This window comes from Xanthomonas sontii, assembly GCF_040529055.1.
GTDB classification, from domain to species: Bacteria; Pseudomonadota; Gammaproteobacteria; order Xanthomonadales; family Xanthomonadaceae; genus Xanthomonas_A; species Xanthomonas_A sontii.
The window spans coordinates 760,303-785,982 of the sequence record NZ_CP132342.1 but is presented as its reverse complement, the minus strand read 5'-3'; the positions used below and the strand labels follow the sequence as shown (position 1 = coordinate 785,982).

The following is a 25,680-nucleotide window of genomic DNA, read 5'->3' as shown; positions in this document are numbered from 1 at the left end:
CGGCCGCACCCGGCCAAGCGCGGCAGCGTTTGTTAGGATGAGGTGTTTGACCGCGCCGGCTCCGGTCCTTCCGGCCCCCACCTCCGCCACCGAACGAGTACCGCCGTGTCCTTCTTTGCAAACGTGGAACAGGTCCCAGGCGACCCGATCCTGGGCCTGACCGAGGCCTACAACGCCGACTCCCGCCCGACCAAGGTCAACCTGGGCGTGGGCATCTACTACGACGAAAACGGCCGCATCCCGCTGCTGCGCGCGGTGCAGCAGATCGAGCAGCAGCTGGCGCAGGACGCCAGGCCGCGCGGCTACCTGCCGATCGACGGCCTGCCCGCCTACGACCTGGCCACGCAGAAACTGCTGTTCGGCGCCGAGTCGCCGCTGCTGGCCGCCGGCCGCGTCGCCACCTCGCAGACCGTCGGCGGCAGCGGTGCGCTGCGCGTGGGCGCGGACCTGCTGAAGAAGCTGCTGTCCACCTCGACCATCGCCATCAGCAACCCGAGCTGGGAGAACCACCGCGCCGTGTTCGGTGCCGCCGGCTTCGACGTGGTCGAGTACACCTATTTCGATCCGGCCAGCCACGGCCTGAATTTCGACGGCATGCTCGCCGACCTGCGCCAGCTCGCCCCCGGCAGCGTGGTGCTGCTGCACGCGTGCTGCCACAACCCGACCGGCGCCGACCTGAGCCAGGCGCAGTGGCGCACCGTGGCCGAGCTGCTGAAGGAACGCAACCTGTTCCCGTTCGTGGACATCGCCTACCAGGGCTTCGACAAGGGCATCGACGCCGACGCCTACGCGGTGCGCCTGCTGGCCGAGGTCGGCATCGACAACTACGTGGTCGCCAGTTCCTACTCCAAGTCGTTCTCGCTGTACGGCGAGCGCGTCGGCGCGCTGTCGGTGGTCTCGGCGAATGCTGCCGAGAGCAAGGCGGTGCAGTCGCAGGTCAAGCGCATCATCCGCACCATCTACTCCAGCCCGTCCACGCACGGCGCCGCGCTGGTCGCCGGGGTGCTCAACAGCCCGGAACTGCGCGCGATGTGGGAGCAGGAACTGACCGAGATGCGCGAGCGCATCCACGCCCTGCGCGCCGGCATGGTGCAGAAGCTGGCCGCCCTCGGCGCGCCGGAGTTCGGCTTCATCCAGCAGCAGGCCGGCATGTTCTCCTACTCGGGCCTGAGCAAGGCGCAGGTGGACCGGCTGCGCGAGGAGTTCGGCATCTACGCGGTCGGCACCGGCCGCATCTGCGTGGCCGCGCTGAGCCAGAAGAACCTGGACTACGTGACCCAGGCCGTGGCGACCGTGCACAAGGGCTGAGCCCTGCGGTCCCGCACCGAGCCGGAAGCGCCTGCGCTTCCGGCTTTTTTGTGCCTGCATGGGGGCCGTGTCGGCCCGCGCCGGCATGGTCGCGGAACACCGTTGATCGAAATCTGCGGCGCAACCCGCGACAATGGCGGCCCCCTTCTCACGCAAGGCCGTCCTGCCCATGTCGCGAACGTCGCTGACCCGCTTCCTGATCGAAGAACAGCATGCCGGGCGTATCGGCCCGGAGCTGCGCCAGCTCATCACGATCGTGTCCCGCGCCTGCAAGCGCATCTCCATCGCGGTCAGCAAGGGCGCCCTCGGCGGCGTGCTCGGCGATGCCGGCACCGGCAACGTGCAGGGCGAAGCGCAGAAGAAGCTGGACGTGCTCAGCAACGACATCCTGCTCGAAGCCAACGCCTGGGGCGGCCACCTCGCCGCCTGCGCCTCCGAAGAGATGGACCACTGCCAGCCGGTGCCCGACAAATACCCCAGCGGCGATTTCCTGCTGCTGTTCGATCCGCTGGACGGCAGCTCCAATATCGACGTCAACGTCTCGGTCGGCACCATCTTCTCGGTGCTGCGCGCGCCCCCAGGCACCGACAAGCCCGGCGACGAGCACTTCCTGCAGCCGGGCACCGCGCAGGTCGCCGCCGGCTACTGCATCTACGGCCCCAGCACGATGCTGGTGCTGACCCTGGGCCACGGCACCCACGCCTTCACCCTGGAGCGCGAGGAAGGCAGCTTCCTGCTGACCCAGGCCGACATGCGCATCCCCGAGGACACCGCCGAGTTCGCGATCAACATGTCCAACCAGCGCCATTGGGAAGCGCCGATGCAGCAGTACGTGGCCGACCTGCTGGCCGGCAGCGAGGGCGTGCGCGGCAAGAACTTCAACATGCGCTGGATCGCCAGCATGGTCGCCGACGTGCACCGCATCCTCACCCGCGGCGGCATCTTCATCTATCCCTGGGACAAGAAGGACCCGGGCAAGGCCGGCAAGCTGCGGCTGATGTACGAAGCCAACCCGATGGGCATGCTGGTGGAGCAGGCCGGCGGCGCCGCCAGCACCGGCCGCGCACGCATCCTCGGCCTGCAACCGGAGCAACTGCACCAGCGCGTGCCGGTGTTCCTGGGCTCGAAGAACGAAGTGGCCGAGGCGGTGCGGTATCACCTGGAGCACGACGCGGCAAATGGCTGAGCGGCGCCGCGGTCGGTGGCGCGGGCAGGACGTTGCCCCGTCTTCGCTCTCATCCGGCCGCTGTCTGCCGCGCAAGGCATCGCATAGGCGTTTTGCCTGATGCGAGGTGACGCCGTGGTACTTCAGGCGAGGAGCGAGCGGATCGGCGGCGTCGATGCCAATCGATTCCTCCAGATCTGTGAGACGCTGGGCTAGCCAGTCGCTGCGTGCACGCTGCCACGCAGCGCACATTGCAGCCACTCAGGTGTCAGGAGACCTAACATGCTCAAACGATGGCTTGCCGCCCTGCTAGCACTATTTGCCGCCGCTTCCCCGGCGGCAGCCGACTCGTGGCGGGAGGGAGGCCTCTACGCGACCAGTCGGCAGGAGGGTGGCTACGTATTGCTCAAGATCCTCAAGCTGGACGCGGATGGCGTACATGTGCGCGTCTACAGCAACGTCTACCCAGTGCCGCCCAAAGCGGTCGACACGTCCACCCTATATCTCGCTGGGGACAATCGACACGATGATGAACCCTTGGGCATGGGCCACCTCCCGATCTCCAGAGCCTCTTTCGCTGGCTGGGATCTTCATTTTGTCCAGCAGTCCTCGGTAACCGAGGAAGAACTCGAGGGTTACCGAATCTGGCAGGAAGCGCAGGGCGGCTATTTCTAGCACGGCCGCATGCGCTCCGCGTTGCGCCGGCAGTGGCGAACGACTCGGATGGAAATCGAACGGATCAGGCCGGCGGACACTGCACGATGGCTCGACTGCGGTAGGGTAGCGGCGTCCGGCGACAGCAGAGCGCGTTGATCGCCGGCGTTCGTTGCGTGCACCTGGTCGTCCCGGGCGGGAGGAACCCCATGAACCAGACCCTCGTCGTGTTGTTCTTCTTCGCCACCGCACCGGTCGCGCTGATGCCCACCGTCATCGCGCTGTTCACCCGCCACCGCTGGCGGCGGCGGATCGTGCTGGTCAACCTGGCGCTGTGGACGCTGCTGTTCTTCGCCGCCCGCAGCTTCACCCTGTACAACTCCAGCCGCTTCGAGCTGCCGACCCTGCTGGCGCTGGCGGTGTGGCTGGCGCTGCTGGGCATCGCGATCCGCGGCACGCCCGGGTCATCCAAGCGCTCCTAGCCACCGACAACGCCCGCACGCCTGTTCGGTGCGCGATGGGCGATCGCGGCGGCAGACCGCGCTCGGTGCACGTTTGCGGTGCCGCAGCGCTCACGACCCTTGCACGCCATCGCGACGTCAGGCCCATCGCGCCCGATCCACAGTGGCGTTTTACTGACGGAGTCGGACCATGTCCCTGCGCGCCTTCGGCCTGAACTGCTCGCTCAAGCGCGGCACTGCGCCCTCGTCCACCCAACGCCTGCTGGATCAGATCCTGCAGGCACTGGCCGCGCATGGCGTGCAGGGCGATTCGGCGCGTGTGGCCGACTTCGACGTGCGCCCCGGCGTACGTGCCGACGAAGGCGACGGCGATGCCTGGCCGCAGCTGCGCCAGCGCGTGCTGGACGCAGACATCGTCGTGCTGGCCACGCCGATCTGGGTCGGTCATCCCTCGAGCCTGGCGCAGCGCGTGCTGGAGCGCATGGATGCGTTCCTCGGCGAAATCGGCGACGACGGCGTCTATCCGACCTTCAACCGCGTGGCCATGGTCGCGGTGGTGGGCAACGAGGATGGCGCGCACAAGGTCAGTGCCGATCTCTACCAAGGGCTCACCGACTTCGGTTTCAGCGTCGCCGCCGGCAGCCCGCCGTACTGGGTCGGCGAGGCGATGGGCAGCACCGACTACCAGGACCTGAAGCAGACGCCGAAGGTGCTGGCCGACACCATCAAGACCGCCGCCAGCAACGCCGCGCACCTGGCGCGCCTGCTCAAGGCCAATCCGTACCCGCCGCCGCTGGCCTGAGCGTTCCGCCGCGTCCGAGCGCCAGTGGCACGGAGCCGCTGCGCTGCGGCTGCAACCCTGCGAAATCGCTGGTAAGGTCGCGCGATGTCCGACCTGCATCCCGATTTCATCGAAGTGTTCGATGGCGCCATGTCCCGCGAGGACTGCGCCGCCATCCTGCGCCGCCTGCGCGGCAGCACCCAGTTGCGGCCCGGCGAGGTCGGCAGCGGCGTGTTCCCCGAGCTCAAGCGCAGCCGCGACCTGCGCATCAGCGGCCTGGAACCGTGGCGCGACGTAGAACAGCGGCTGCAGCAGGCCGTGTTCGGCGGGCTACTCGGCTACCTGCGCAAGTACCCGCAGACCCTGATCTCGCCGCTGATGCTGCAGGTGCCCGGCGCCGACGGCCAGCCGCACCGGCTCGGCGCCGACGACTTCGCCCTGCTCGACGACGCCGCGCTGTCCAACCTGGCGCGCACCTGCCTGCGCCCGGGCGCGATCAACCTGCAGTGGTACGAAGCGGGCGAGGGCGGCTACCCGTACTGGCACTGCGAACTGTACCCGCGCGATCCGAGTGCCGAGACCCTGCACCGGCACCTGCTGTGGACCCTGTACCTCAACGACGATTTCGACGAGGGCGAGACCGAGTTCCTGTTCCAGCAGCGCAAGATCGTCCCGCGCGCCGGCAGCCTGCTGATCGCCCCGACCGCCTTCACCCACACCCACCGCGGCAACCGCCCGCAGCGCGGCGACAAGTTCATCGCGACGAGCTGGATCCTGTTCCAGTCGGCCCAGGCGCTTTACGGCAGGGAATAGGGAATGGGGAATAGGGAATGGGGATTGGTAAAAGCTGCTTTCTTGGTGGCTGAATTGCAGTGGCTGCGTCGGGCCGCCGCGACGCGCCGCTCTTGCTAATCCCCAATCCCGAATTCCGAATCCCTGCCCCATTACGAATCCCCAATCCCCAATCCCCGCTCAAAACAACACGCCCTGCGGCGACGGCGGGCGCGGCGGCAACGGTTTGACGAAGTGGCTGCAGTCCAGGCGGCGGCGCGGGGACTCGGCATAGCCCAGGCGCTTGTGCGCCAGGGCGAAGCGCCGCGCCAGCAGGTCGGCGTAGACCCCTTCGCCGCGCATGCGCTTGCCGAAGGTGCTGTCGTAGTCCTTGCCGCCGCGCAGTTGCTGCACCGTGCTCATCACGTGCGCGGCGCGATCGGGGTGGTGCGCCTGCAGCCAATCGCGGAACAGCGGCGCCACTTCGTGCGGCAGGCGCAGCAGCACGTAGCCGGCGGACTCGGCGCCGGCCTCGCGGGCCGCCTCCAGCACCGCTTCGAGGGCGTGATCGTTGATCCACGGGATCACCGGCGCCACCATCACCCCGACCGGCACGCCGGCCTCATGCAAGCTACGCATCGCCCGCAGCCGCGCGTGCGGCGCCGAGGCGCGCGGCTCCAGCTTGGCCGACAGCCGCGGGTCCAGCGAGGTCACCGAGAAGTGCACGCTGACCAGGTTGTCGCGGGCCAGCGGCGCCAGCAGGTCCAGGTCGCGCTCGACCAGCGCGTTCTTGGTGATCAGCGAGAACGGGTGGCGAGTCTCGGCGAAGACCTCGATCAGGCGCCGGGTCAGCTGTAGCTTGCGCTCGATCGGCTGGTAGGCGTCGGTGTTGATGCCCAGCGCGATCGGGCTGGGCACGTAGCCGGGCTTGGCCAGCTCCCGGCGCAGCAGCTCCGGGGCATTGGTCTTGGCGAACAGCCGCGTCTCGAAGTCCAGCCCCGGCGACAGGTTCAGATAGGCGTGGCTGGGGCGGGCGAAGCAGTAGCTGCAGCCGTGCTCGCAGCCGCGGTACGGGTTCACCGACTGCGCGAACCCCACGTCCGGCGACTGGTTGCGGCTGATGATGCTGCGCGCGGTCTCCTCGCTCACCTGGGTGCGCAGGCGCGGGGCGGCGAATTCCTCGCTGTCGTCGGGGTGCCAGCCGTCGTCCTCGGCCTGGCTGACGGTCCGTTCGAAGCGGCCCGGCAAATGGCTGCCGGCGCCGCGGCCCTTGATGGCGGTGCTCATCGGCATAGGCTACGCGCCGACCGTCTCGGCGGATGCGACGGCACCGACGGCGGCGCTGAATCTTTCAGGCCACGCAGTCAGCGTGGCTCGCCTCCGCCCGTTGCGCACGGCGGCGCAGCAGATCGACGTTCCACGGCGGGCCGGCGGCCTGTCGCTCTTCGGCGATGACGCTGCCATTCGCCGAACCGGGGCCTCGTCGCGGGCGCCCGCGAACGCCGTCGCCTTGGCGTCACTCGGTTGCCGCGAACGCCTGCTGTCATGCACCCGCAGTGCAGCGCAGGGTCGCAGAGCGGATGGCTGCCAGCGCGCCAGACAGCAAACCCACGCGATCCGGGCGGTCGCCGTGGTGCCGGGCCTGCATCGCTTTCGCCGCAACCTCCGCGCCACCCTCTAGAATCCGCCGATGCTCGTGATCGCGACTCTGCAGAACACCTGGGACCGGCTGACCGGCATCCCGCACATCGGCGCCTATCTGACCGTCGCCTACCTGCTGTACATCCTGTGGCTGAGCGGCTGGATCGTGCTGCAGAAGCGCGAGCCGGCGGCCACGCTGAGCTGGGTGCTGTCGCTGGGCGCCCTGCCCTACCTGGGCTTCGTCATCTACTACCTGCTGGGCCCGCAGAAGGTGAAGCGGCAGCGCCTGCGCCGCGGCCGCTCGCGCTCGGGCATGGAGCACTACAGCAGCGTGTGCCCACCCGACGCCGACTGCACCGAGCTGGCCAAGATCGCCCAGGCCACCACCGGCCTGGCGCCGAGTTCGGCCACCGCGGTGCAGTGGCTGGTCGACGGCGCCGCTACCTACGAGGCGATCCTGCGCGACATCGGCGCCGCGCAGCACCATGTGCACCTGGAGTACTACATCTTCAATCCCGACCGCACCGGCACGCGCATCCGCGACGCGCTGGTCGAGCGCGCCCGCGCCGGGGTGCGGGTGCGGCTGCTGCTGGATGCGGTCGGCTCCTCGCAGGTGCGCAAGCGCTTCCTGCGGCCGCTGCTGGAGGCCGGCGCCGAGGTCGCCTGGTTCCATCCCACCCAGTTGCTGCGGCCGTTCAAGTTCAAGCGGCCCTGGGTCAATCTGCGCACCCACCGCAAGATCGTGGTGATCGACGGCCGCATCGCCTTCACTGGGGGCATCAACGTCACCGACGAAGAGAACGAGGCGCTGCGCGCCGACGCCTACCGCGACCTGCACCTGCGCTGCGAGGGCCACGTGGTGCGCAGCCTGCAGCTGGTGTTCGTGGAGGACTGGCTGTACGCCACCCGCCAGGGCCGCGACGCCTTCGACATGGCGCGGATCTGGCCCAGCGACATGCCCAGCCGCGACGCCGGCAGCATCCAGGCACAGGTGCTGGTGTCGGGGCCGGATTCGTCGTGGGAAAGCATCCATCGCCTGCAGGTGGCGGCGATCCATGAGGCGCAGCGGCGGGTGTGGCTGGTCACGCCGTATTTCGTGCCGGGCGAGGCCGCGCGCATGGCGCTGACCTCGGCGGCGCTGGGCGGGCTGGACGTGCGCCTGCTGGTGCCCAAGCGCAGCGACTCGCGGCTGGTGACACTGGCGGCGCGCTCGTACTTCGACGAGCTGCTGCAGGCCGGCGTGCGTATCTACGAGTACGGCCCGCGCATGCTGCATACCAAGGCGCTGATCACCGACGAGGACCTGTGCCTGGTCGGCAGCGCCAACTTCGACAACCGCAGTTTCCGGCTCAATTTCGAGGTCGCCACGCTGTTCCGCGACCGTGGGCTGACCCGGCAGCTGGCCGAGCTGCTGGAAGGCGAGATGGCCGACGCGGTGCGCGTGCGCGACGACCGCAAGCGCTCGCTGTGGCGCTACCGGCTGCCGGAGGCGGTGGCGCGGCTGACCTCGCCGCTGCTGTAAGCGCGGCGCCCCGGCGCCGGGAGCGGCGCGCGCCGGCCGCCACGCCACGTGGAACCGGCACACCCGGCGGCGCTACACTGCGCCATCCTTGGGGAGATCGTCATGTACTGGCTCTTTCTGCCGCTCGCGCTGGGTGCTTTCGTTCTGGCGTTCACGACGCCGCACATGTGGTTGCTGGTGGTGAGCCTGCTGGCCGCGCTGGCCTTTCTGCTGGCCTGGGCGCGCGGCTGGTACGTGGCCAAGATCGGCGACGCCAGCCAGCGCGACGCGATGCCGATGATCGACCCGGCAGAACTGCGCCGCCTGCGCGAGCAGGCCGAGGCGCGCCGCGCCGCGGCCGCCGCCAGCGACGACGCCGCGGCACCGTAAGCGGTTCGCCGGCGATGACCAAGCTGAGCGTCAACGTCAACAAGATCGCGGTGCTGCGCAATTCGCGCGGCGGCGACCTGCCCAGCGTGCTCGACGCCGCGCGTGCCTGCCTGGACGCCGGCGCGCACGGCATCACCGTGCACCCGCGCCCGGACCGGCGCCACATCCATGCCGAGGACGTGCTGGCGCTGGCCGAGCTGACCCGCGAGCGCGGCGTCGAATTCAACATCGAGGGCAACCCGTTCGCGCCGCCGCGTCCCGGCTATCCGGGACTGATCGCGCTGTGCGCGCAGACGCGTCCGGCGCAGGCCACCCTGGTGCCCGACGGCGACGGCCAACTCACCTCCGACCACGGTTTCGACTTCGGCCGCGACAGCGACCGCCTGCGCCCTCTGATCGCTGAACTGAAGGCCCTGGGCTGCCGGGTCAGCCTGTTCGTCGATGCCGACAACCCGGATCTGGCGGTGGCGGCCGAACTGGGCGCCGACCGCATCGAGTTGTACACCGGTCCCTATGCCGCCGCGTGGGAGCAGGGCGACAGCGCCGCGGCCGCGCCGTTCGCTGATGCCGCACGCCGCGCGCAGGCGGCCGGGCTCGGCGTCAACGCGGGCCACGATCTGGCCCAGGCCAATCTCGGCGCGTTCCTGGCGACGGTCCCGGACGTGCTGGAAGTGTCGATCGGCCACGCGCTGATCGGCGAGGCGCTCTACGCCGGGCTCGACGCCACGGTGAAGGCCTATCTGGCGGTGCTGGCCGGGGCACGCTGAGCGAGGCGGCAGCGCGGCCTGGCTCCCTGGAACTTGCGGGCGTCGCGGGCGCAGCGATCGCGTGCAGCAAGGTTGTCGCGATCGGCGCAATCCGATCAACCTGGGCGTTCGCTGCCTCCCGCAAGCGGAAAGGCGCGAGTTCCCGACGCACGCGACGCCACCGGCAATGGTGGCGTCGCACCACAGACCGCCTGTTACTGCACGAAACCGATGCGCTGGACGTCGGCGTTCTTGGCCGCCGCCAGCACCTTGGCCATGGCCTCGTAGTCGGCGTCCGGGCTGGCATTGATGCGCAGTTCGGGCGGATTGCCGGCCGCCTGCGCCATCGCCTCCTGCAGCCGCGGCTGTAGATCGCGCAAGGCCAGCGGCGCGGCATTCCAGAACAACTGGCCACTGGCGTCCAGGCGCAACTGGATCGGGTCCGGTGGCGGCAAGGGCCTGGAAAGTGCCGGCGTCCGCTGCGGCAGGTCCATGGCGATCGTCCGCGTCAGCATCGGCGCGGTGACGATGAAGATGATCAACAGCACCAGCATCACATCGACCAGCGGGGTGACATTGATCTCCGCCAGCGGTCCCCGATTCCCTGCAGCACTGAACGCCATGGCCAGCCTCCTGTGGGTGTTGTGGTGTCGCGCCACCAGCCTACACCCGCGGCGCGGCGGTGTGCGAGGGGCGGCGACAGGCGGGCAGGCTCGGAGTGGTCCCGCATCGGACTGCTCAGGCCGAGAGGCGAGCAGGCGAGCGCGAAGCACGCCCGGCCAGGCGGACGACGCGACGCGCGACACGCAGGACCGCAGGCCGGCATCGTCGCAACGGGCAGGGCAGCCAACCATGCACGCATAAAAAAACGCCACCGTTGCCGGTGGCGTTTGCAGTCGCGTCATGACTGAGGTGTTGCGGTGAAACGGATTACGGTGAAACTTATTGCTGCACGAAGCCGATCTTCTTCATGTCCGAGTTCTTGGCGGCGGCCAGCACCTTGGCCATCACTTCGTACTCGGAATCCGGATTGGCATCGATTCGCAGTTCCGGCTGGTTGGTCGGATCGCGCTGGACTTCGTTTTCCATCATCTGCGGGAGCGCACTCACCGCCACCGGGCTGTTGTTCCAGAACACCTGGTTCGACGCATCGATCCGCAGATCGATCGGCGGCGGCGGATCGCGCAACTGCGGCGGCGGGTTGATGACTCGCTGCGGCAGATCCACGTCGATCGGGTACGTCATGATCGGCGCGGTCACGATGAAGATGATCAACAGCACCAGCATCACGTCGACCAGCGGCGTGACGTTGATGTCGGCCATGGGACCACGGCCGCCTCCTGAGCTGAACGCCATGGCTCAGTTCCCCTTCTCTTTGGTCGCAACGAAGCCGACGTCCAGCATGCCCTGACTCTGCGCGATCTTGGTGATCTCGTTGATCGTGCGCATCTTGGTGGTGCGGTCGCCACGCAGGTTGAGCGGCGGCTGCGGGGTCTGCTGTGCAGCGGTCGAGAAGCGCGATTCCAGGGCTTCCTTGGAAATCGGCTCATCGTTCCAGTACAGCGACCCGTCCTCCTTGACCGCCAGGGTGATCGGATTCGAACGCTTGTCGTCCTTGTCCGGATCCTGCTTCAAGTTGGCTTGGGGCAGTTCCACCTTGACCTTGTGGGACATCAGCGGTGCCGTGATGATGAAGATGATCAGCAGCACCAGCATCACGTCCACGAGGGGCGTGACGTTGATGTCGGCCATGGGGCCGCCGCTGTTACCACTACTGAAAGCCATAACGGGCTCCGTTAACGTTGCGTGGACGACTTAGCCGGGATCAGCGAACGCGCGAACCGGTGGCGAAGAAGTCGTGCAGGTCGTGAGCGAAGGTGTCGAACTTGGCGATCACCGAGCTGTTGACCTTGCTGAAGAAGTTGAAGGCGAACACGGCCGGGATCGCGACGAACAGACCGATCGCGGTCATGATCAGCGCTTCACCGACCGGGCCGGCCACGGCGTCGATCGAGGCGGAGCCGGTGGCACCGATCTTGATCAGCGCACCGTAGATGCCCCACACCGTACCCAGCAGACCGACGAACGGCGCGGTCGCACCGACGGTCGCCAGCAGGGTCATGCCCGACTGCAGCTTGGTGCTTTCGCGGGTCACGGCCTGACGCAGGGCGCGGTCGACGAACTCCGAACGGCTCAGGGTCTCGCCCAGGCCCGTGCCGGTGCCGGCTTCGGCGCGCTGGTGGTGCGCGGCGGCCTGCGCGGCGTCCAGGGCGATCTTCGAGAACGGCTCGGAGGCCGGCTGCTCTTCCATCGCACGGATGGCGTCCTGGGCGTTCGGGGTGTCCCAGAACAGGCTGGTGACGCGGTCGGCCTGGCTCTTCAGACGGGTGGCGCGGAAGATGTTGATGATCGTCCAGTACCAGGACGAGGCGGACATGATGATCAGGGTGATGAGCACCACCCAGGAGACGGCGAAGTCACCCGGCTTGGAGGTCATTTCGGTGATCAGGTGCTCGAAGCCCATCTGCGACAGGGCGTTCGATGCGTTGTTGCCCCCCGCAGCAGCGGCGATGAAAATTTCCTGCAGCATGACGCTTACCTTTGTTGTGTGTGGTGGTGATGAGGGTGGTGCAAAGAGTAGACAGGGTCTGCGGACCGGCGGTGCGCCGGTCCGCGCAACCTTTGTATCAGTTCAGCGCGAAGTTGACCGGGACGCGGACGCGGCCGGCGGTCTTCTGTCCATTGACGACAGCGGCATTGAACCGCCACTTGCGCGCTGCTTCCATGGCGGCGCGGTCCAGGTCGCGGTTGCGGCTGGATTTCTCGACGGCAACGTTCGTGACGTTACCACTGGCATCGACATCGATGATCAGGATCACCTCGCCCTGCGCGCCCGACCGGAATGCAGCCGGCGGGTACTTCGGCGGGTTCATGTTCTTCGACGAGATATCGACGCTAGCGCTGATGTCCGAGGGTGCGGCCGGCGGCGCGGGCGGCGACGGCGGCGTGGCCACGTCGTTCGGGCGCGGCTCCGGCACGTCGATCACCGGGGCTTCCGGCGGCGGCGGCAGCGGGGTCGGCTTCGGCGGCGCGAGGTTCTTCACCGGCGGCGGCGGAGTTTCCGGCGGCTTCGGCGGCGGCGGCGGCGGCGGGGGAGGCGGCGGCGGTGCGTCCACCAGGGTGACCATGATGTTGCGTTCCTTCTCCGCCACCGCCTTGGGCGCAACGGCCGGAATCAGCAGCAACATCAGCGCCGCAAGATGCAGCGCGATTACGAAGGCAATACCGATGATGCGCGGCCAGCTGAGGCCGGAGGCGTCATCTTTGTCGTACTGCCGATGGATGACCAGTTGTTCCGTCATGCGCCAATGACTCAATTAAAGGGGGGCGGATTCCGCGGTGGAGCGGAACCCAAGTTCACGCGGCAATGACACCGCAGGAACCTCCAAGCTTATACCAATCCCTGTTACCTGCACTACTTTCAGCACTGGTCTTCGGGGGCTTTTTTTGCGTGCTACTTCAGGTTGATGATCTTCTTGGCGTCTTCCGGCTTTTTGACGCCCTTGGCCAGTGCCTGCTGCGCGGCCTGCTTGGCCTCGGCAACGCGGCCTTCCGAATGCAGCACCTTGGCCAGGTTGAGATAGGTTTCGCCATCCTTGGACAGCGGCGCCGCCTTCTGCCAGTTCTCGATCGCCTGCGGCAGCTGGTCGGTGTAGTAGTACGACTGCGCCAACGCCAGGTAGGTCTGGTAGTCCGGCTTCAGAATGCCCTTCTGCATGCCTTCGTTGATGACCGCGATGACGTCCTTTTCGTGGCCGTCGGTGTTGGCGTAGATCGAGTACAGCTGCTTGTATTCCTTCTCGTCGGTCAGCTGACCGGCGGCACGCAGCTTGTCCATCACCGCCGCGGCCTTGTCCATCTGGTCGGCCTGCATGTACATGCTGGCCAGGTTGAGCTGGGCCTTCTTGTCGTTGGGCGACTTGGCGGCCAGCGCCTCGGCGGCCTTGACCGCTTCACCGGTCTGGCCGGCTTCGGCGTAGGACGCCATCAGCAGCTGGTTCCAGCTGTCCTTCGGCTCCGGCGACGCGGCGATCGCCTGCTTCAGCGCCGGGATCGCTTCCTGGTAGCGCTGCGCCTGGTACAGCGCCTGGCCCTTGAGGATCAGGTCTTCCGGGCGGGTCGACTTGGTTTCGGCGAGGAACTTGTCGAGGGTGGCCAGGCCTTCGGCGGTCTGCTCGTCCTGCAGCTGCAGCTGCGCCAGCATCAGCATCGACTGGTAGTGGCCGTTGTTGTCCAGGCCGTTGAACTGGATCGCCTGCTTCAGGTACGCCTGCGCGGCCTTGCTGTCGTCGAGGTTGTAGGCGGCCTGGGCGGCCAGCTGCGCGGCGACCGACTTGTCGTACTCGTTGGCGCCGCTGTTGGCCAGGATCTCATCGGCCTGGGCGCGCACCGCCGCGTAGTCCTCGCCCTTGTTGTAGGTGTCGATCAGTTTCTGCAGCTTGCTGCCGAGCTTGGACGACGGCTTGCCGGTCGGCTCCTTGCGCTCGGCATTGGGGAACAGCACCGCCGCCTTCTCGTTCTTCGCATTGCGCGAGGAGCGGTGGTCGGTGCGATCGCTCTGCGCAGCGGCATCGGTCACCACCGCGCCACCGAGGGCGGCGGCGATCACCAGGGACAACAACGCTTGCTTGCGAATGCGGAATTTCATGGGTCACCTCGGTGGAAACCGCCCGGAGCGGCACGGAAGACGGAGCGGCCATTCCTCGGCCGAGCCAGCAAACCTATCAGAAACCTGTACGCCGTGAAAACGTTTTTGGATGCGTTTTCTGTGACAGTGCCGGCGACGGACACGGGGACGACGGACGACTCAGCCGCACTTGGGCGTCCTGCCGGCGCTGCGCGCCTGCGCATACACCGGTTCCAGCGCGGCGACGTCGCGCTGCAGCTCGCCGATGCGGGCACTCGGATCGGGGTGGGTGGACAGCCACTGCGGCGGACGTGCGCCGCCGGCGGCCATCATGTTCTTCCACAGATCCACCGCCTGCGCGGGGTCGAATCCGGCCTGCGCCATCAGGCGCTGGCCGACGACATCCGCTTCGGTTTCCTGCTGGCGCGAACCGGGCAGCAGGAACAGGGTCTGCGCGGTCATGCCGCCGACCTGGCCGACGGTGTCGGCCGCGCCCTGACCGTAGCGGGCACCGGCCAACGCGCCAATCACGCTCAGGCCTGCCTGCGCACCGAGCTGGCGGGTGATGCGTTCTTCGTGATGACGCGAGATGACGTGGCCGATCTCGTGGCCGAGCACGGCGGCGAGCTGGTCCTGGTTCTTGGCCACGCTGAAGATGCCGCTGTTGACCCCGACCTTGCCGCCGGGCAGGGCGAACGCGTTGGGTTCCTTGTCGTTGAACAGCGCGGTTTCCCAGCCGGTGCCGCGCCATTGCTCTGGCAACTGCGCGACCAGGGTGTTGACCACGCAGCGCACGTAGGCGTTGCGCTTGGGATCGGTGTCCAGCTGTTCCTTGGCCTTGGCTTCGGCGAACGCCTGCGCGCCCATCTGGTCGAGTTGTTGTTGCGAGATGCCGCCCACGACCTGGGTGCGCCCGGTTGGCGATGTCGTCGTCGCACACGCTGCCAGCAGCATCGCCAGCGATGCGCCAAGTACCACTTGCTTCATACGGTCCCCCCTCCTAACACGCGTCGCAGTGTGGGGGGCCGCGTCTTAACATTTCGTCAAACAAACCTTCAGGTTGCGCCAAACCAGTAGAGTCCGGCGACCGCGATTGCGTTGTTGAGGCCATGCGCGGCGATCGACGCCCACAAGGTGCCGGTACGCTTGTACAGCCAGGCGAACGCCGCGCCCATGCCGCCGTAGACCAGCCACAGTTGCGCGGTGGCGGCCAGGCTGTTGCCGGTGGTCCCCGGTACTTCGTGCACCAGGGCGAAGGCGGCGCCGCTGAGCAGCATGCCCAACTGCGGCCGGCCTGCGTCCCACAGCCGCCCGAACAGCACGCGGCGGAACAGCAGTTCCTCGTAGGCCGGGGCGATCACGATCGCGAACACGCACAGGAACAGCGGCATCTGCGCCATTGCGTCCTGCATCAACGGCAGGTTGGTCGGCACCGGCTTGATGCCGATCTGCGCCGCCAGCGCGGAGATCGTCGCGCTGCCGACGAACACCCCGACCGCGACCAGTAGCACCCAGCCCCAGGTCGCGGGTGCGCGCGCCGCGTGCCAGGAGGCGCGGCGCTCGGCGGCACTGGCCGGACGCCGCAGGAAGTACAGCAGCAGCGCCGCGGACAGGGTGCTGACCAAAGCGATCAGCAACTGCGCCAGCGCCCCCGGCTGGCCGACCTGCTGCGCGACCAGCGCGGCCAGGCGATCGGCAGGCACGCCCTGCGCCTTCAGTTCCATCGCCAGCTGGAAGCCGCGGATCACGCCCCAGACCAGGCCGCACAGCACGCTCACCGCCAGCAGCACCACCGCCGCCAGCAGCACGTCGAGGAAGAAACCGAGGATCGGCCGGCGCGGGCGGGCCGGCGGCGCGGAAGGCAACGGCAGCGGGGTGGCGGGCAACGGCGGTGCGGTCATCGCGATCCTGTGCGGAAGCGGGCGGAAGGCACAGCGGGACGCCCGCCCTGGCGCACGCCAGGGCGGGGACCGCCAGGGTCAGATATCGAGGTTGGCGACCTTCAGCGCGTTTTCTTCGATGAAGTCGCGGCGCGGTTCGACCACGTCGCCCATCAGCGTGCTGAAGATCTGGTCGGCGGCGACCGCGTCCTCGATGCGCACCTGCAGCAGGCGACGCGTATCCGGGTTCACCGTGGTCTCCCACAGCTGCTCGGCGTTCATTTCGCCCAGGCCCTTGAAGCGCTGGATCTGGCGGCCCTTCTTGGCCTCCTCGAACAGCCAGGCGTAGGCCTGGGCGAAGCTGGTGATGGCCTGGGTCTTGTTGCCGCGCACGATCTGCGCGCCCTCGCGCACCAGCCCATGCAACTCCCGCGCGATCTCGCGCAGCGGCCGCAGCTCGCCGCTCTCGAACACCGCCATCGGCACCACATAGGTGGTCTCCTCGCCCATGTGCCGGCGCTCCACCAGCAGGGTGGCCGGGCGCTGCGCGTTGGACGCCTGGAAACGCAGGCTGTAGCGCGCCGAGCCCAGGCTGCCGCGGTTGAGCACCGCCTGCAGCGCGTCCAGGCTCGGATGCGTCTCGCCCTCGCTCTCGAGCTGGGCCACGTCCAGCGGCGGCAGGTCGATCAGCGCGCTCAGCAGCGCCGGGTCGTAGCGGTGCGCATTGCGCGCCACCGCCTCGTTGGCGCTGGCGAACAGCAGCAGCAGCTTCTCCAGCGCCGCACCGGTGATCGGTGGCTCGTTGCTGGCCGGAACCAGCGCCGCGCCTTCGACCGCGCTGCTGGCCAGGTAGGCGTTGAGCGCGTTGTCGTCCTTCAGGTACAGCTCCTGCTTGCCCTGCTTGAGCCGGTACAGCGGCGGCAGGCCGATGTAGACGTAGCCGCGCTCGATCAACTCCGGCATCTGCCGGTAGAAGAAGGTCAGCAGCAGGGTACGGATGTGCGCGCCGTCGACGTCGGCGTCGGTCATGATGATGATGCGGTGGTAGCGCAGCTTGTCCGGGTTGTACTCGTCGCGGCCGATGCCGGTGCCCAGCGCGGTGATCAGCGTGCCGACCTGGTCGGAGGACAGCATGCGGTCGAAGCGCGCGCGCTCGACGTTGAGGATCTTGCCGCGCAGCGGCAGCACCGCCTGGTTCTTGCGGTTGCGGCCCTGCTTGGCCGAGCCGCCTGCCGAGTCGCCCTCGACGATGAACAGCTCCGACAGCGCCGGATCCTTTTCCTGGCAGTCGGCCAGCTTGCCGGGCAGGCCGGCGATGTCCAGCGCGCCCTTGCGACGGGTGAGGTCTCTTGCCTTGCGCGCGGCCTCACGGGCGCGGGCGGCATCGACGATCTTGCCGGCGATGGCCTTGGCCTCGTTGGGGTTCTCCTGCAGGAACTCCTCCAGGCGCGCGCCGAAGGCGTTTTCCACGGCCGGGCGCACGTCGGAGCTGACCAGCTTCTCCTTGGTCTGGCTGGAGAAGCTCGGGTCGGGCACCTTCACCGACAGCACCGCGATCATGCCTTCGCGCATGTCGTCGCCGGTCAGGTTGATCTTGGCCTGCTTGGCGATGCCGTTCTGCTCGATGTAGGTATTGAGCACGCGGGTCAACGCGCCGCGGAAGCCGGCCAGGTGGGTGCCGCCGTCCTTCTGCGGGATGTTGTTGGTGAAGCAGTACATCGTCTCCTGGTAGGAGTCGGTCCACTGCAGCGCCACGTCCACGGTGATGCCGTTGTGCTCGCCGGTGACCGAGATCACATTCGGGTGCAGCGGGGTCTTCAGCTGCGCGAGGTGCTCGACGAAGCTGCGGATGCCGCCCTCGTAGTGGAAGTCGTCGCGACGCCCCTCGCCGCGCTCGTCGGCGAGCACGATCTTGACCCCGGAATTGAGGAAGGACAGCTCGCGCAGGCGCCGGGCCAGGATGTCGTAGTGGAACTCCACGTTGTTGTGGAAGGCCACCACCGATGGCCAGAAGCGCACGGTGGTGCCGCGCTGGGTGGTCTCGCCAAGCTTGACCAGCGGCGCGACGGCCGCGCCGTTGCTGAATTCCTGCTGGTAGTGCGAGCCGCCCTGGAACACGTCCAGCAGCAGCTTCTCCGACAGCGCGTTGACCACGCTGACGCCCACGCCGTGCAGGCCGCCGGACACCTTGTAGCTGTTGTCGTCGAACTTGCCGCCGGCGTGCAGGACGGTCATCACCACTTCGGCGGCGGAGACCTCGCGGCCGAGCTTGGCGCTCATCTGCGCGTGCTTGCCGACCGGGATGCCGCGGCCGTTGTCCGACACCGAGACCGAACCATCGGCGTGGATCGTCACCGCGACGTGGTCGGCATGCCCGGCCAGGGCTTCGTCGATGGAGTTGTCGACGACCTCGAACACCATGTGATGCAGACCGGTGCCGTCATGGACGTCGCCGATGTACATGCCGGGCCGCTTGCGGACCGCCTCCAGGCCTTCCAGGGCGGTGATGCTGTTGGCGTCGTAGTTGCCGTTGCTGGGCGGGGTGTTCTGTTCGTCGGTCATGCGGGTGCCGTAGGCTCCACGAGGCGGCGAAGACAGGCCGGGGCCGGTTCGCGCCGCTGGATAGGGGATTGGCGGAAATTATAGCAGCCCGGGCCGCCGGACCCGCGGCGGCCTAGGAAACGGCCAGGATCTGGCCATGTTCCACGTGGAACCGGGCGATCGGCAGGCTGACGTCGGCCAGCGCCTGCGGGGTCTCGGTGGCAGTGACGAAGACCTGCGCCGGCCCGCCACGCAGGCGCTCCAGCACCCGGGCCTGGTGGTGGCGGTCCAGCTCCGAGCCCAGATCGTCCAAGGCGATCACCGGCCATTCGCCGCGCTGCTCGGCGTAGTCCTCGGCCTGCGCCAGCAGGCAGGCCAGGGCGGTGAGCTTGGCCTGGCCGCGGGAGAGCGCATCACGGCCGGGAATCTCGGCAAAGCTGAGGCTCCAGTCGGCCCGGTGCGGACCGGCAGAGGTATAGCCGAGCTGACGGTCGCGTTCGCGGTTGAGCAGTAGCGCGTCGGCCAGCGACACCTCCTGGCGGCGCCAGCCGGGCGCGAACTGCAGATGTGAGATACCCAGCGCCGGCGCCAGATCCGGGGCGAGGGCAAGCAGGCGCTGGAGCAACCTGTCCAGGTAGTCCTGGCGGCGCGAGGTCAACGGCTCGCCAGACTCGGAGAGCTCGTGATCCCAGGCATCGAGCGCCGCGCCGCTGCCGCCGCTCTTGAGCAACGCATTGCGCTGCTTGAGCGCGCGAGCATAGCGTCGCCACAGGGACAGGAAGTCAGGTTCCACGTGGAACAAGCCCCAATCGACGAAGCGACGCCGTGGCTCGCCGCCGCCGCTGACCAGCAGGTGGCTGCCCGGCTCGAAGGTCACCACCGCCAGCGCCGCACACAGGGTGCCGAGATGGGCGACGTCCTCGCCGTCGAGGCGGCCACGCCATTCCTGACCGCTGTGGCGCAGTCCGGCGCGGCGCCGGCGTGTCGCGCCGGCTTCAGCCGACTGCTCCTGCCATTCGACGAACACGTCCAGTGCGTCCTGGCCCTGGCTGACCAGCCCATCGCGCACGCGACCACGGAAGCTGCGGCCATACGCCATCAGGTGCATCGCCTCGAGCACCGTGGTCTTGCCGGCGCCGTTGTCGCCGGTGATCAGGTTCAGTCCAGGCGCGGGCGCCAGCTCGAGCGCCGCGAACCGGCGCAGGTGGTGGAAGTCGAGACGGGAGACGTGCATGCGGGGATAGAGGCGAAGGCGCTCGCACCGGGCGCACGCAGATCGGGGCTTGGGGTAGGGCGGCAGCATACCCAAAACGGCTGATGGGCGCTGTCAGGACGGCCGCGCTCGGGAAACTGGCAGCGCTGCCTGCCAGCAACCTCTGCATGATTGGGAGGACGGACTCCCGCGGGACGGTGGAGGCGTGGGTAAGAGGGTCGGCCAGGCGATCACAGGCACGTTGTCTTGCCGCACGGCCTCCTGGCGCTTCGATAATGGTGTGATCCCGCCGAGGTGCCGGAGCCCGTCTCTTTGCAGACACAGTCACGGCCGATGCGTCTTGGCCGGGTAATGCAAGGGTGCAAGCTGCGCGGGCCTCCCGTGGCAACGGATCCCTCTCAGTGCGGGAGCGTTGATCTTGGAGCCCAACAAAAAGAAAACCCGGCACGAAGGCCGGGTCGCTTTCGCACGTGTTCCACGTGGAACACGAACGGGAACCGTCAGAGACGCAGCGGCATCACCACGTGACGCGAGCGGGCGCTGCTGGCTTCCCGGACCAGCGCCGACGAGTTGGCGTCGCGCAGCTGGATCACCACGAACTCCTCGCGCAGCGCGGACAGCGCGTCGAGCAGGTAGTTCACGTTGAAGCCGATCGCCAGGTCGCTGACCTTGGTGTCCGCTTCCACTTCTTCCTGCGCTTCTTCCTGTTCCGGGTTATGCGCGCTGATCTTCAGCTGGCCCGGCGAGACTTCCACGCGCACGCCGCGGTACTTCTCGTTGGACAGGATCGCCGCACGCTGCAGTGCTGCGCGCAGGATCTCGCGATCCAGCTTGACCTCGCGGTCGGCACCGATCGGGATCACCGCTTCGTAATCGGGGAAGCGGCCGTCGATCAGCTTGGAGGTGAAGGTGACATCGTCGCGCTTGACCCGCACGTGCGCACGACCGACTTCCAGCTCGACTTCGCGCTCGCCGCCTTCCAGCAGGCGCTGCAGCTCGGTCACGCCCTTGCGCGGCACGATGATCTGGCGCTTGGCGCCGCCGGCGTTCTCCAGCTCGGTCTCGCACAGCGCCAGGCGATGGCCGTCGGTGGCCACGCAGCGCAGGGTCTGGTCGCGCAGGTCGAACAGCAGGCCGTTGAGGTAGTAGCGCACGTCCTGCTGCGCCATCGCGAACGCGGTGCGCTCGATCAGTTCCTTCAACGCGGCTTCCGGCACCACCACGCGCTCGGTGGCTTCCACTTCGTCGACCGACGGGAAGTCGTTGGCCGGTAGCGTGGCCAGGGTGAAGCGGCTACGCCCGGTCTGTACGGTGATCTTGTCGCCGGACTGCGAGACGGTGACCTTGCTGCCATCGGGCAGGGCGCGCACGATCTCGAACAGCTTGCGCGCCGGGATCGTGGTTTCGCCGTCCTGGGCATCGTCGACCGCAATGCGCGAGACCATTTCCACTTCCAGATCGGTACCGGTCAGCGACAGCTGGCCACCCTGCACCTGCACCAGGAAGTTGGCCAGAACCGGCAAGGTCTGGCGGCGTTCGACCACATTGACGACTTGCGCCAATGGCTTGAGGAAGGCTTCGCGCTGCAGTGTGAAACGCATGTGGTTCCGTGCCCCTATGCTTTAAAAGATGTGGAATAAATCAAAAGCTTGGTGGTGATGGTAGAGCTAAATTCGGTGCAAATGTAGCTCAAACCACTGAAAACAAAAGATTTTTAGCGCCATCAATCCCGTGTACTACTGTCCCGGAACTGGTGGGGAAACCTGTGGATAGTTTTGCCGTCGCCGCCGCGTCGCGCTTTATCCACAGTTTCTCCCGGATTTGTCGCGAAGTCATGCACCGATTTATCCGGCGTCGGCCACCCGGGCCGCCGCACTACTCGCTGAGCTTGCGGATCAGCTTGTCCCAGTCTTCGCGGAGCTTGCCGTCGGTTTCCATCAGGTGCTTGATCTGCCGGCAGGCGTGCAACACGGTGGTGTGGTCGCGCCCGGCGAACGCATCGCCGATCTCCGGCAGGCTGTGTTCGGTCAGTTCCTTGGTCAGCGCCATCGCCACCTGCCGCGGCCGCGCCAGCGAGCGCGTGCGCCGCTTGGACAGCAGATCCTTGATCTGCAGGCCGTAGTAGTCGGCCACGGTCTTCTGGATGTTGGGGATGCCGATCGCCTGCTGCTGCGCACGGAGCAGGTCGCGCAGGGTTTCCTGGGCGAACTCGGTGGTGATCGCGCGGCCGGTGAAGTTGGCGCGCGCCGCCAGCGTGTTGAGCGCGCCTTCCAGGTCGCGCACGTTCGAGCGCATCTTCTTGGCGATCAGGAACGCCACGTCGTCGGGGATCTCCGCGCCGCGCTCGCGCGCCTTGGCCAGCACGATCGCCGCGCGGGTCTCGAAATCGGGTGGATCGATCGCCACCGACAGGCCCCAGGCCAGGCGCGACTTCAGCCGTGGCTCCAGGCCCTCGACCTCGCGCGGGTAGCGGTCGCAGGTCAGGATGATCTGCTGGCGGCCGTCGAACAGCGCGTTGAAGGTGTGGAAGAACTCTTCCTGGGTGCGGTCCTTGCCGGCGAAGAACTGGATGTCGTCGATCAGCAGCGCGTCCACCTGCTGGAACTGGCGCTTGAACTGGTCCATGGTCTTGTCCTGCAGCGCACGGATCATCGCGCTGAAGAACTGTTCCGAGCGCAGGTACATCACCCGCGCGTTCGGATTCTGCTCGCGCATGGCGTTGCCGGCGGCGAACATCAGGTGGGTCTTGCCCAGGCCGGTGCCGCCGTACAGCAGCAGCGGGTTGTGCGCACGGTCGCCGGGCTTCTGCGCGGCCTGCACCGCCGCGGCCAGGCCGAGCTGGTTGCTGCGGCCTTCGACGAAGTTGGCGAAGGTGTAGTGCGAATCGAGGTTGCCGGCGAACGGCTCCAGCAACGGCGGCGCCGGCGTGCGTGCGGCCGCGGTCTCGCTGGGCGGGGCGGCCGCCGGTTCCGGCGCACGCGGGCGCGAGCCGACCTGCAGCAGCACCTCGCCGCTGCCGGCGAAGTAGGTCAGCAGTTCGCGGATGCGCGGCAGGTAGCGCTCGCGCACCTGCTCGACGATGAAGGCGTTCGGGGCGTACAGCACCATGCTGTTGTCATGGCGCTGTTCGGCTTGCAGCGGTTTCAACCAAGTGTGAACGTCCTCGGCTGGAAATTCGGCTTCCAGACGTTCCAGGCAACGGGGCCAAGCATCCATCAGATCTAAATTCGTCGATAGACCGGGCATGAAGGGCGCGCTCGGGCGCGGCGCATTCGGCCGGTGGGAGAGGAAAGCGGATGGATCAGACTACCACCGGCGCGCAGGGTCGGGAATGGTTTTCCCACGGCTATTCACAGATCCATCCACAGGCCTGGCGTGGCCGGCCTGTGCCGTCGTCAATACAGGGAGTTGACCGCGGCGTGAGTGGTCCTATAGAATTTCCGGTTCTTTCCGCCCCATTCAGATCAGAGCGCCCCGATGGCCACCAAGCGCACCTTCCAGCCCAGCAACCTCAAGCGCAAGCGCGACCACGGCTTCCGTGCCCGTATGGCCACCGCCGACGGCCGCAAGATCCTGGCCCGTCGCCGCGCCAAGGGCCGCAAGCGCCTGAGCGCTTGATTGCTTCGCCGCCCCAGGCGGCGCCTGCAATCCGGACCGTGAATCATCCCGACCCGCGTAGGCGATTTCCTCGCTCTGCGCGGGTTCGCACGTCTGCGGAATACCGCGTCGTGTTCGATGCCGCGCGCCGCTGTTCCGAGCCGCTGATGAGCCTGCACTGGCGCAGTGCGCCGCACCCGGCGCGGCTGGGTCTGGCGGTGTCGCGCAAGGTCGACAAGCGCGCGGTCGTGCGCAATCGCATCAAGCGCGTGCTGCGCGACGCCACGCGGCAGTTGTTGCCGTGGCTGAAGCCCGGCGACTACGTGGTGGTGGCGCGCAGCGCCGCCGCCCAGGCCAGCGGCGAGCAGCTGCGCCAGGCCTATCTGCGCCTGCTGCGTCGCGCCGGCGCATTGCCGGCCCCGGCCGCGGACGGCACAATGCCGCCGCCCGATCGTCCTTCTTCCCCCACATCCACGTCAGAACCTGCTTCTGGCTGAGCCGAGCTTGCCTGTCCGATGAACCAGACCCGCCTTTTCCTGATTTTCGCCTGGCTGATGGTCGCGGCGCTGCTGTGGATGGAGTGGAACAAGGAACACGCGCCGAACGCCACCGCGGCGACGGTCGCGGCAGCGACCACGGTGCCGCCGGCGCAGGACGCCGATGCCGGCGCCACGCATGCCCCGGCCGTTCCGCAGGCCACGGTGCCCGGCACCGCGCCGGCCAGCACCACGCCCGAGACCGCCGCGGCCAGCGCCGCGCCGCGGGTCACCGTCACCACCGACGTGCTGCGCCTGACCCTGGACGGTCGCAGCGTGTTCGACGCCGACCTGTTGCTGTTCCCGCAGACCAAGCAGCCGGGCAGCCCGCCGGTGCAGCTGCTGACCGAGGACGCGGCGCATCCGTACACCGCCACCAGCGGCTGGGTCGGCGAGCACAACTCGCCGTCGCCGGGCCCGGGCGGCTTCCGCCCCGAACACCCGGGCCAGGAGTACGTGCTGGCCAAGGGCCAGGACAGCCTGCAGGTGCCGTTCGTGTGGAATGGTCCGGATGGCGTGACCATTCGTCGCGTGTACACCCTGCAGCGCGGCCATTACGCCGTGCAGGTGCGCGACGAGGTCGTCAACCACGGCAGCAAGCCGTGGCAGGGCTACGTGTTCCGCAAGCTGAGCCGGGTGCCGACCATCGTCAGCCGCGGCATGACCAACCCGGATTCCTTCAGCTTCAACGGCGCCACCTGGTTTAGCCCGGCCGACGGCTACCAGCGCCGCGCGTTCAAGGACTATCTGGACGACGGCCCGCTGAACCAGACGGTCAAGGGTGGCTGGATCGCGCTGTTGCAGCACCACTTCTTCACCAGCTGGATTCCGCAGAACGACCAGGATTCCCTGTTCGTGCTGTCCAACGACGGCCCGCGGCATGTGGTCGAAGCGCGCGGCCCCGGTTTCACAGTGGCGCCGGGCGCCAGCGCCAGCACCGAAGCGCGACTGTGGGTGGGCCCGAAGCTGGTCAATCTCATCGCCAAAGAGCAGGTGAAGGGGCTGGATCGCGTGGTCGATTACAGCCGTTACACCTTGCCCGCGCTGCTCGGCCAGGGCCTGTTCTGGATCCTCAGCCACCTGCACAGCCTGCTCGGCAACTGGGGCTGGTCGATCGTCGGCCTGGTGGTGCTGCTGAAGCTGATGCTGTATCCGCTGTCGGCCGCGCAGTACAAGAGCATGGCCAAGATGCGCAAGTTCCAGCCGCGCATCCAGCAGCTCAAGGAGCGCTACGGCGACGACAAGCAGAAGTTCCAGACGGCGATGATGGAGCTGTACAAGAAGGAGAAGATCAACCCGATGGGCGGCTGCCTGCCGGTGCTGATCCAGATGCCGATCTTCTTCGCGCTGTACTGGGTGCTGGTGGAGTCGGTGGAACTGCGCCAGGCGCCGTGGTTCGCCTGGATCCAGGACCTGACCGCGCGCGATCCCTATTTCATCCTGCCGGTGATCAACGTGGCGGTGATGTGGCTGACGCAGAAGCTGACGCCGTCGCCGGGCATGGATCCGGTGCAGGCCAAGATGATGCAGTTCATGCCGCTGGTGTTCGGCGTGATGATGGCCTTCGTGCCGTCCGGTCTGGTGCTGTACTGGGTCACCAACGGTTCGCTGGGCCTGTTGCAGCAGTGGTGGATGACCAAGCGCCACGGCGAACCGGCCACTGCCGGTGGTGGCGGCAGCGGCAAGCCGCCGGCCAAGGCCAAGAAGTAAACCCGACAACGCCCGCCCTCCGGCGGGCGTTGCGCATGCGGCCGGGGAAGGCGCCGGCGTCTGCGCTGTTCCCGTAGCGCCTTGCTCGCGAGTCCGTG

At 67.8% G+C, this 25,680-nt stretch carries 26 protein-coding genes; 13 read left to right on the top strand and 13 right to left on the bottom strand.

Annotated features, from left to right (window positions below):
• The first annotated feature begins 105 nt into the window (after positions 1-105).
• The 6 genes from RAB70_RS03320 (at position 106) to RAB70_RS03295 (ending at position 5,182) form a co-directional block, all read left to right on the top strand.
• On the top strand, positions 106-1,308 hold the full coding sequence (locus tag RAB70_RS03320; protein ID WP_026143214.1) for an amino acid aminotransferase: 1,203 nt from the start codon (positions 106-108) through the stop codon (positions 1,306-1,308).
• A 169-nt stretch (positions 1,309-1,477) separates the two neighbouring features.
• Positions 1,478-2,494, top strand: coding sequence for a class 1 fructose-bisphosphatase (locus tag RAB70_RS03315; RefSeq protein WP_148827833.1), 1,017 nt, complete (start codon positions 1,478-1,480; stop codon positions 2,492-2,494).
• Positions 2,495-2,755: 261 nt separating this feature from the next.
• Positions 2,756-3,148, top strand: a complete 393-nt coding sequence (locus RAB70_RS03310; protein ID WP_148827834.1) for a hypothetical protein — start codon at positions 2,756-2,758, stop codon at positions 3,146-3,148.
• A 188-nt stretch (positions 3,149-3,336) separates the two neighbouring features.
• The gene (locus RAB70_RS03305; RefSeq protein WP_017910082.1) at positions 3,337-3,609 is read left to right on the top strand and encodes a hypothetical protein; all 273 of its coding nucleotides are present in this window, start codon (positions 3,337-3,339) and stop codon (positions 3,607-3,609) included.
• A gap of 169 nt (positions 3,610-3,778) precedes the next feature.
• A complete protein-coding gene (locus tag RAB70_RS03300) occupies positions 3,779-4,390 on the top strand; it encodes a flavodoxin family protein (RefSeq protein ID WP_017910083.1) in 612 nt (203 codons plus the stop codon).
• 84 nt (positions 4,391-4,474) lie between these two features.
• Positions 4,475-5,182 carry a 2OG-Fe(II) oxygenase gene (locus tag RAB70_RS03295; RefSeq protein ID WP_017911286.1) on the top strand — a complete coding sequence of 236 codons (708 nt, stop codon included), beginning with the start codon at positions 4,475-4,477 and terminating at the stop codon, positions 5,180-5,182.
• 159 nt (positions 5,183-5,341) lie between these two features.
• On the opposite strand, the gene RAB70_RS03290 is transcribed toward RAB70_RS03295, so the two are convergent.
• On the bottom strand, positions 5,342-6,427 hold the full coding sequence (locus RAB70_RS03290) for a PA0069 family radical SAM protein (protein ID WP_148827835.1): 1,086 nt from the start codon (positions 6,425-6,427) through the stop codon (positions 5,342-5,344).
• Here RAB70_RS03290 and RAB70_RS03285 point away from each other — a divergent pair.
• From RAB70_RS03285 to RAB70_RS03270, 4 genes are all read left to right on the top strand, one after another.
• Positions 6,414-6,821 (top strand): hypothetical protein, encoded by a 408-nt coding sequence (locus tag RAB70_RS03285; protein WP_148827836.1) that lies wholly within the window; start codon positions 6,414-6,416, stop codon positions 6,819-6,821. The genes RAB70_RS03290 and RAB70_RS03285 overlap by 14 nt on opposite strands.
• Before the next feature lie 9 nt (positions 6,822-6,830).
• Complete coding sequence (cls, locus tag RAB70_RS03280; RefSeq protein WP_148827837.1) at positions 6,831-8,303, top strand: cardiolipin synthase; 1,473 nt, start codon at positions 6,831-6,833, stop codon at positions 8,301-8,303.
• Between the two features lie 102 nt (positions 8,304-8,405).
• Positions 8,406-8,672, top strand: a complete 267-nt coding sequence (locus RAB70_RS03275; RefSeq protein WP_010340662.1) for a hypothetical protein — start codon at positions 8,406-8,408, stop codon at positions 8,670-8,672.
• A 14-nt stretch (positions 8,673-8,686) separates the two neighbouring features.
• Positions 8,687-9,439, top strand: a complete 753-nt coding sequence (locus tag RAB70_RS03270; RefSeq protein ID WP_148827838.1) for a pyridoxine 5'-phosphate synthase — start codon at positions 8,687-8,689, stop codon at positions 9,437-9,439.
• A 194-nt stretch (positions 9,440-9,633) separates the two neighbouring features.
• Here the strand turns inward: RAB70_RS03270 and RAB70_RS03265 are convergent, their stop codons facing one another.
• From RAB70_RS03265 to dnaA, 12 genes are all read right to left on the bottom strand, one after another.
• Positions 9,634-10,041, bottom strand: coding sequence for a biopolymer transporter ExbD (locus RAB70_RS03265; protein WP_148827839.1), 408 nt, complete (start codon positions 10,039-10,041; stop codon positions 9,634-9,636).
• A 319-nt stretch (positions 10,042-10,360) separates the two neighbouring features.
• Complete coding sequence (locus tag RAB70_RS03260; protein ID WP_010340665.1) at positions 10,361-10,774, bottom strand: biopolymer transporter ExbD; 414 nt, start codon at positions 10,772-10,774, stop codon at positions 10,361-10,363.
• A gap of 3 nt (positions 10,775-10,777) precedes the next feature.
• Complete coding sequence (locus tag RAB70_RS03255) at positions 10,778-11,203, bottom strand: biopolymer transporter ExbD (protein WP_010340666.1); 426 nt, start codon at positions 11,201-11,203, stop codon at positions 10,778-10,780.
• A 40-nt stretch (positions 11,204-11,243) separates the two neighbouring features.
• Complete coding sequence (exbB, locus tag RAB70_RS03250) at positions 11,244-12,008, bottom strand: TonB-system energizer ExbB (protein ID WP_010340667.1); 765 nt, start codon at positions 12,006-12,008, stop codon at positions 11,244-11,246.
• A gap of 97 nt (positions 12,009-12,105) precedes the next feature.
• The gene (locus tag RAB70_RS03245) at positions 12,106-12,780 is read right to left on the bottom strand and encodes an energy transducer TonB (protein WP_242082628.1); all 675 of its coding nucleotides are present in this window, start codon (positions 12,778-12,780) and stop codon (positions 12,106-12,108) included.
• A gap of 152 nt (positions 12,781-12,932) precedes the next feature.
• Complete coding sequence (locus RAB70_RS03240; protein ID WP_148827841.1) at positions 12,933-14,126, bottom strand: lipopolysaccharide assembly protein LapB; 1,194 nt, start codon at positions 14,124-14,126, stop codon at positions 12,933-12,935.
• Between the two features lie 159 nt (positions 14,127-14,285).
• Positions 14,286-15,092 (bottom strand): M48 family metallopeptidase, encoded by an 807-nt coding sequence (locus RAB70_RS03235; RefSeq protein ID WP_026143554.1) that lies wholly within the window; start codon positions 15,090-15,092, stop codon positions 14,286-14,288.
• A 68-nt stretch (positions 15,093-15,160) separates the two neighbouring features.
• Positions 15,161-16,006: a CPBP family intramembrane glutamic endopeptidase gene (locus RAB70_RS03230; RefSeq protein WP_148827842.1), complete on the bottom strand. Its 846-nt coding sequence runs from the start codon at positions 16,004-16,006 to the stop codon at positions 15,161-15,163.
• A gap of 78 nt (positions 16,007-16,084) precedes the next feature.
• A complete protein-coding gene (gene gyrB, locus RAB70_RS03225; RefSeq protein ID WP_017915838.1) occupies positions 16,085-18,547 on the bottom strand; it encodes a DNA topoisomerase (ATP-hydrolyzing) subunit B in 2,463 nt (820 codons plus the stop codon).
• A 112-nt stretch (positions 18,548-18,659) separates the two neighbouring features.
• Positions 18,660-19,760 (bottom strand): DNA replication/repair protein RecF, encoded by a 1,101-nt coding sequence (recF, locus tag RAB70_RS03220; RefSeq protein ID WP_148827843.1) that lies wholly within the window; start codon positions 19,758-19,760, stop codon positions 18,660-18,662.
• Between the two features lie 479 nt (positions 19,761-20,239).
• A complete protein-coding gene (gene dnaN / locus RAB70_RS03215) occupies positions 20,240-21,340 on the bottom strand; it encodes a DNA polymerase III subunit beta (protein ID WP_148827844.1) in 1,101 nt (366 codons plus the stop codon).
• A 274-nt stretch (positions 21,341-21,614) separates the two neighbouring features.
• Positions 21,615-22,955, bottom strand: coding sequence for a chromosomal replication initiator protein DnaA (dnaA, locus tag RAB70_RS03210; RefSeq protein ID WP_026144198.1), 1,341 nt, complete (start codon positions 22,953-22,955; stop codon positions 21,615-21,617).
• A gap of 261 nt (positions 22,956-23,216) precedes the next feature.
• Here dnaA and rpmH point away from each other — a divergent pair, with 261 nt between their 5' ends.
• From rpmH to yidC, 3 genes are read left to right on the top strand one after another with little or no spacing between them, the layout of a single operon-like run.
• Entirely contained in the window at positions 23,217-23,357 is a 141-nt protein-coding gene (gene rpmH / locus RAB70_RS03205; protein ID WP_003469983.1) for a 50S ribosomal protein L34, read from the top strand.
• A 38-nt stretch (positions 23,358-23,395) separates the two neighbouring features.
• Positions 23,396-23,833, top strand: coding sequence for a ribonuclease P protein component (rnpA, locus tag RAB70_RS03200; protein WP_026144197.1), 438 nt, complete (start codon positions 23,396-23,398; stop codon positions 23,831-23,833).
• A gap of 18 nt (positions 23,834-23,851) precedes the next feature.
• On the top strand, positions 23,852-25,582 hold the full coding sequence (gene yidC, locus RAB70_RS03195; protein ID WP_148827845.1) for a membrane protein insertase YidC: 1,731 nt from the start codon (positions 23,852-23,854) through the stop codon (positions 25,580-25,582).
• The last annotated feature ends 98 nt before the right edge of the window (positions 25,583-25,680 follow it).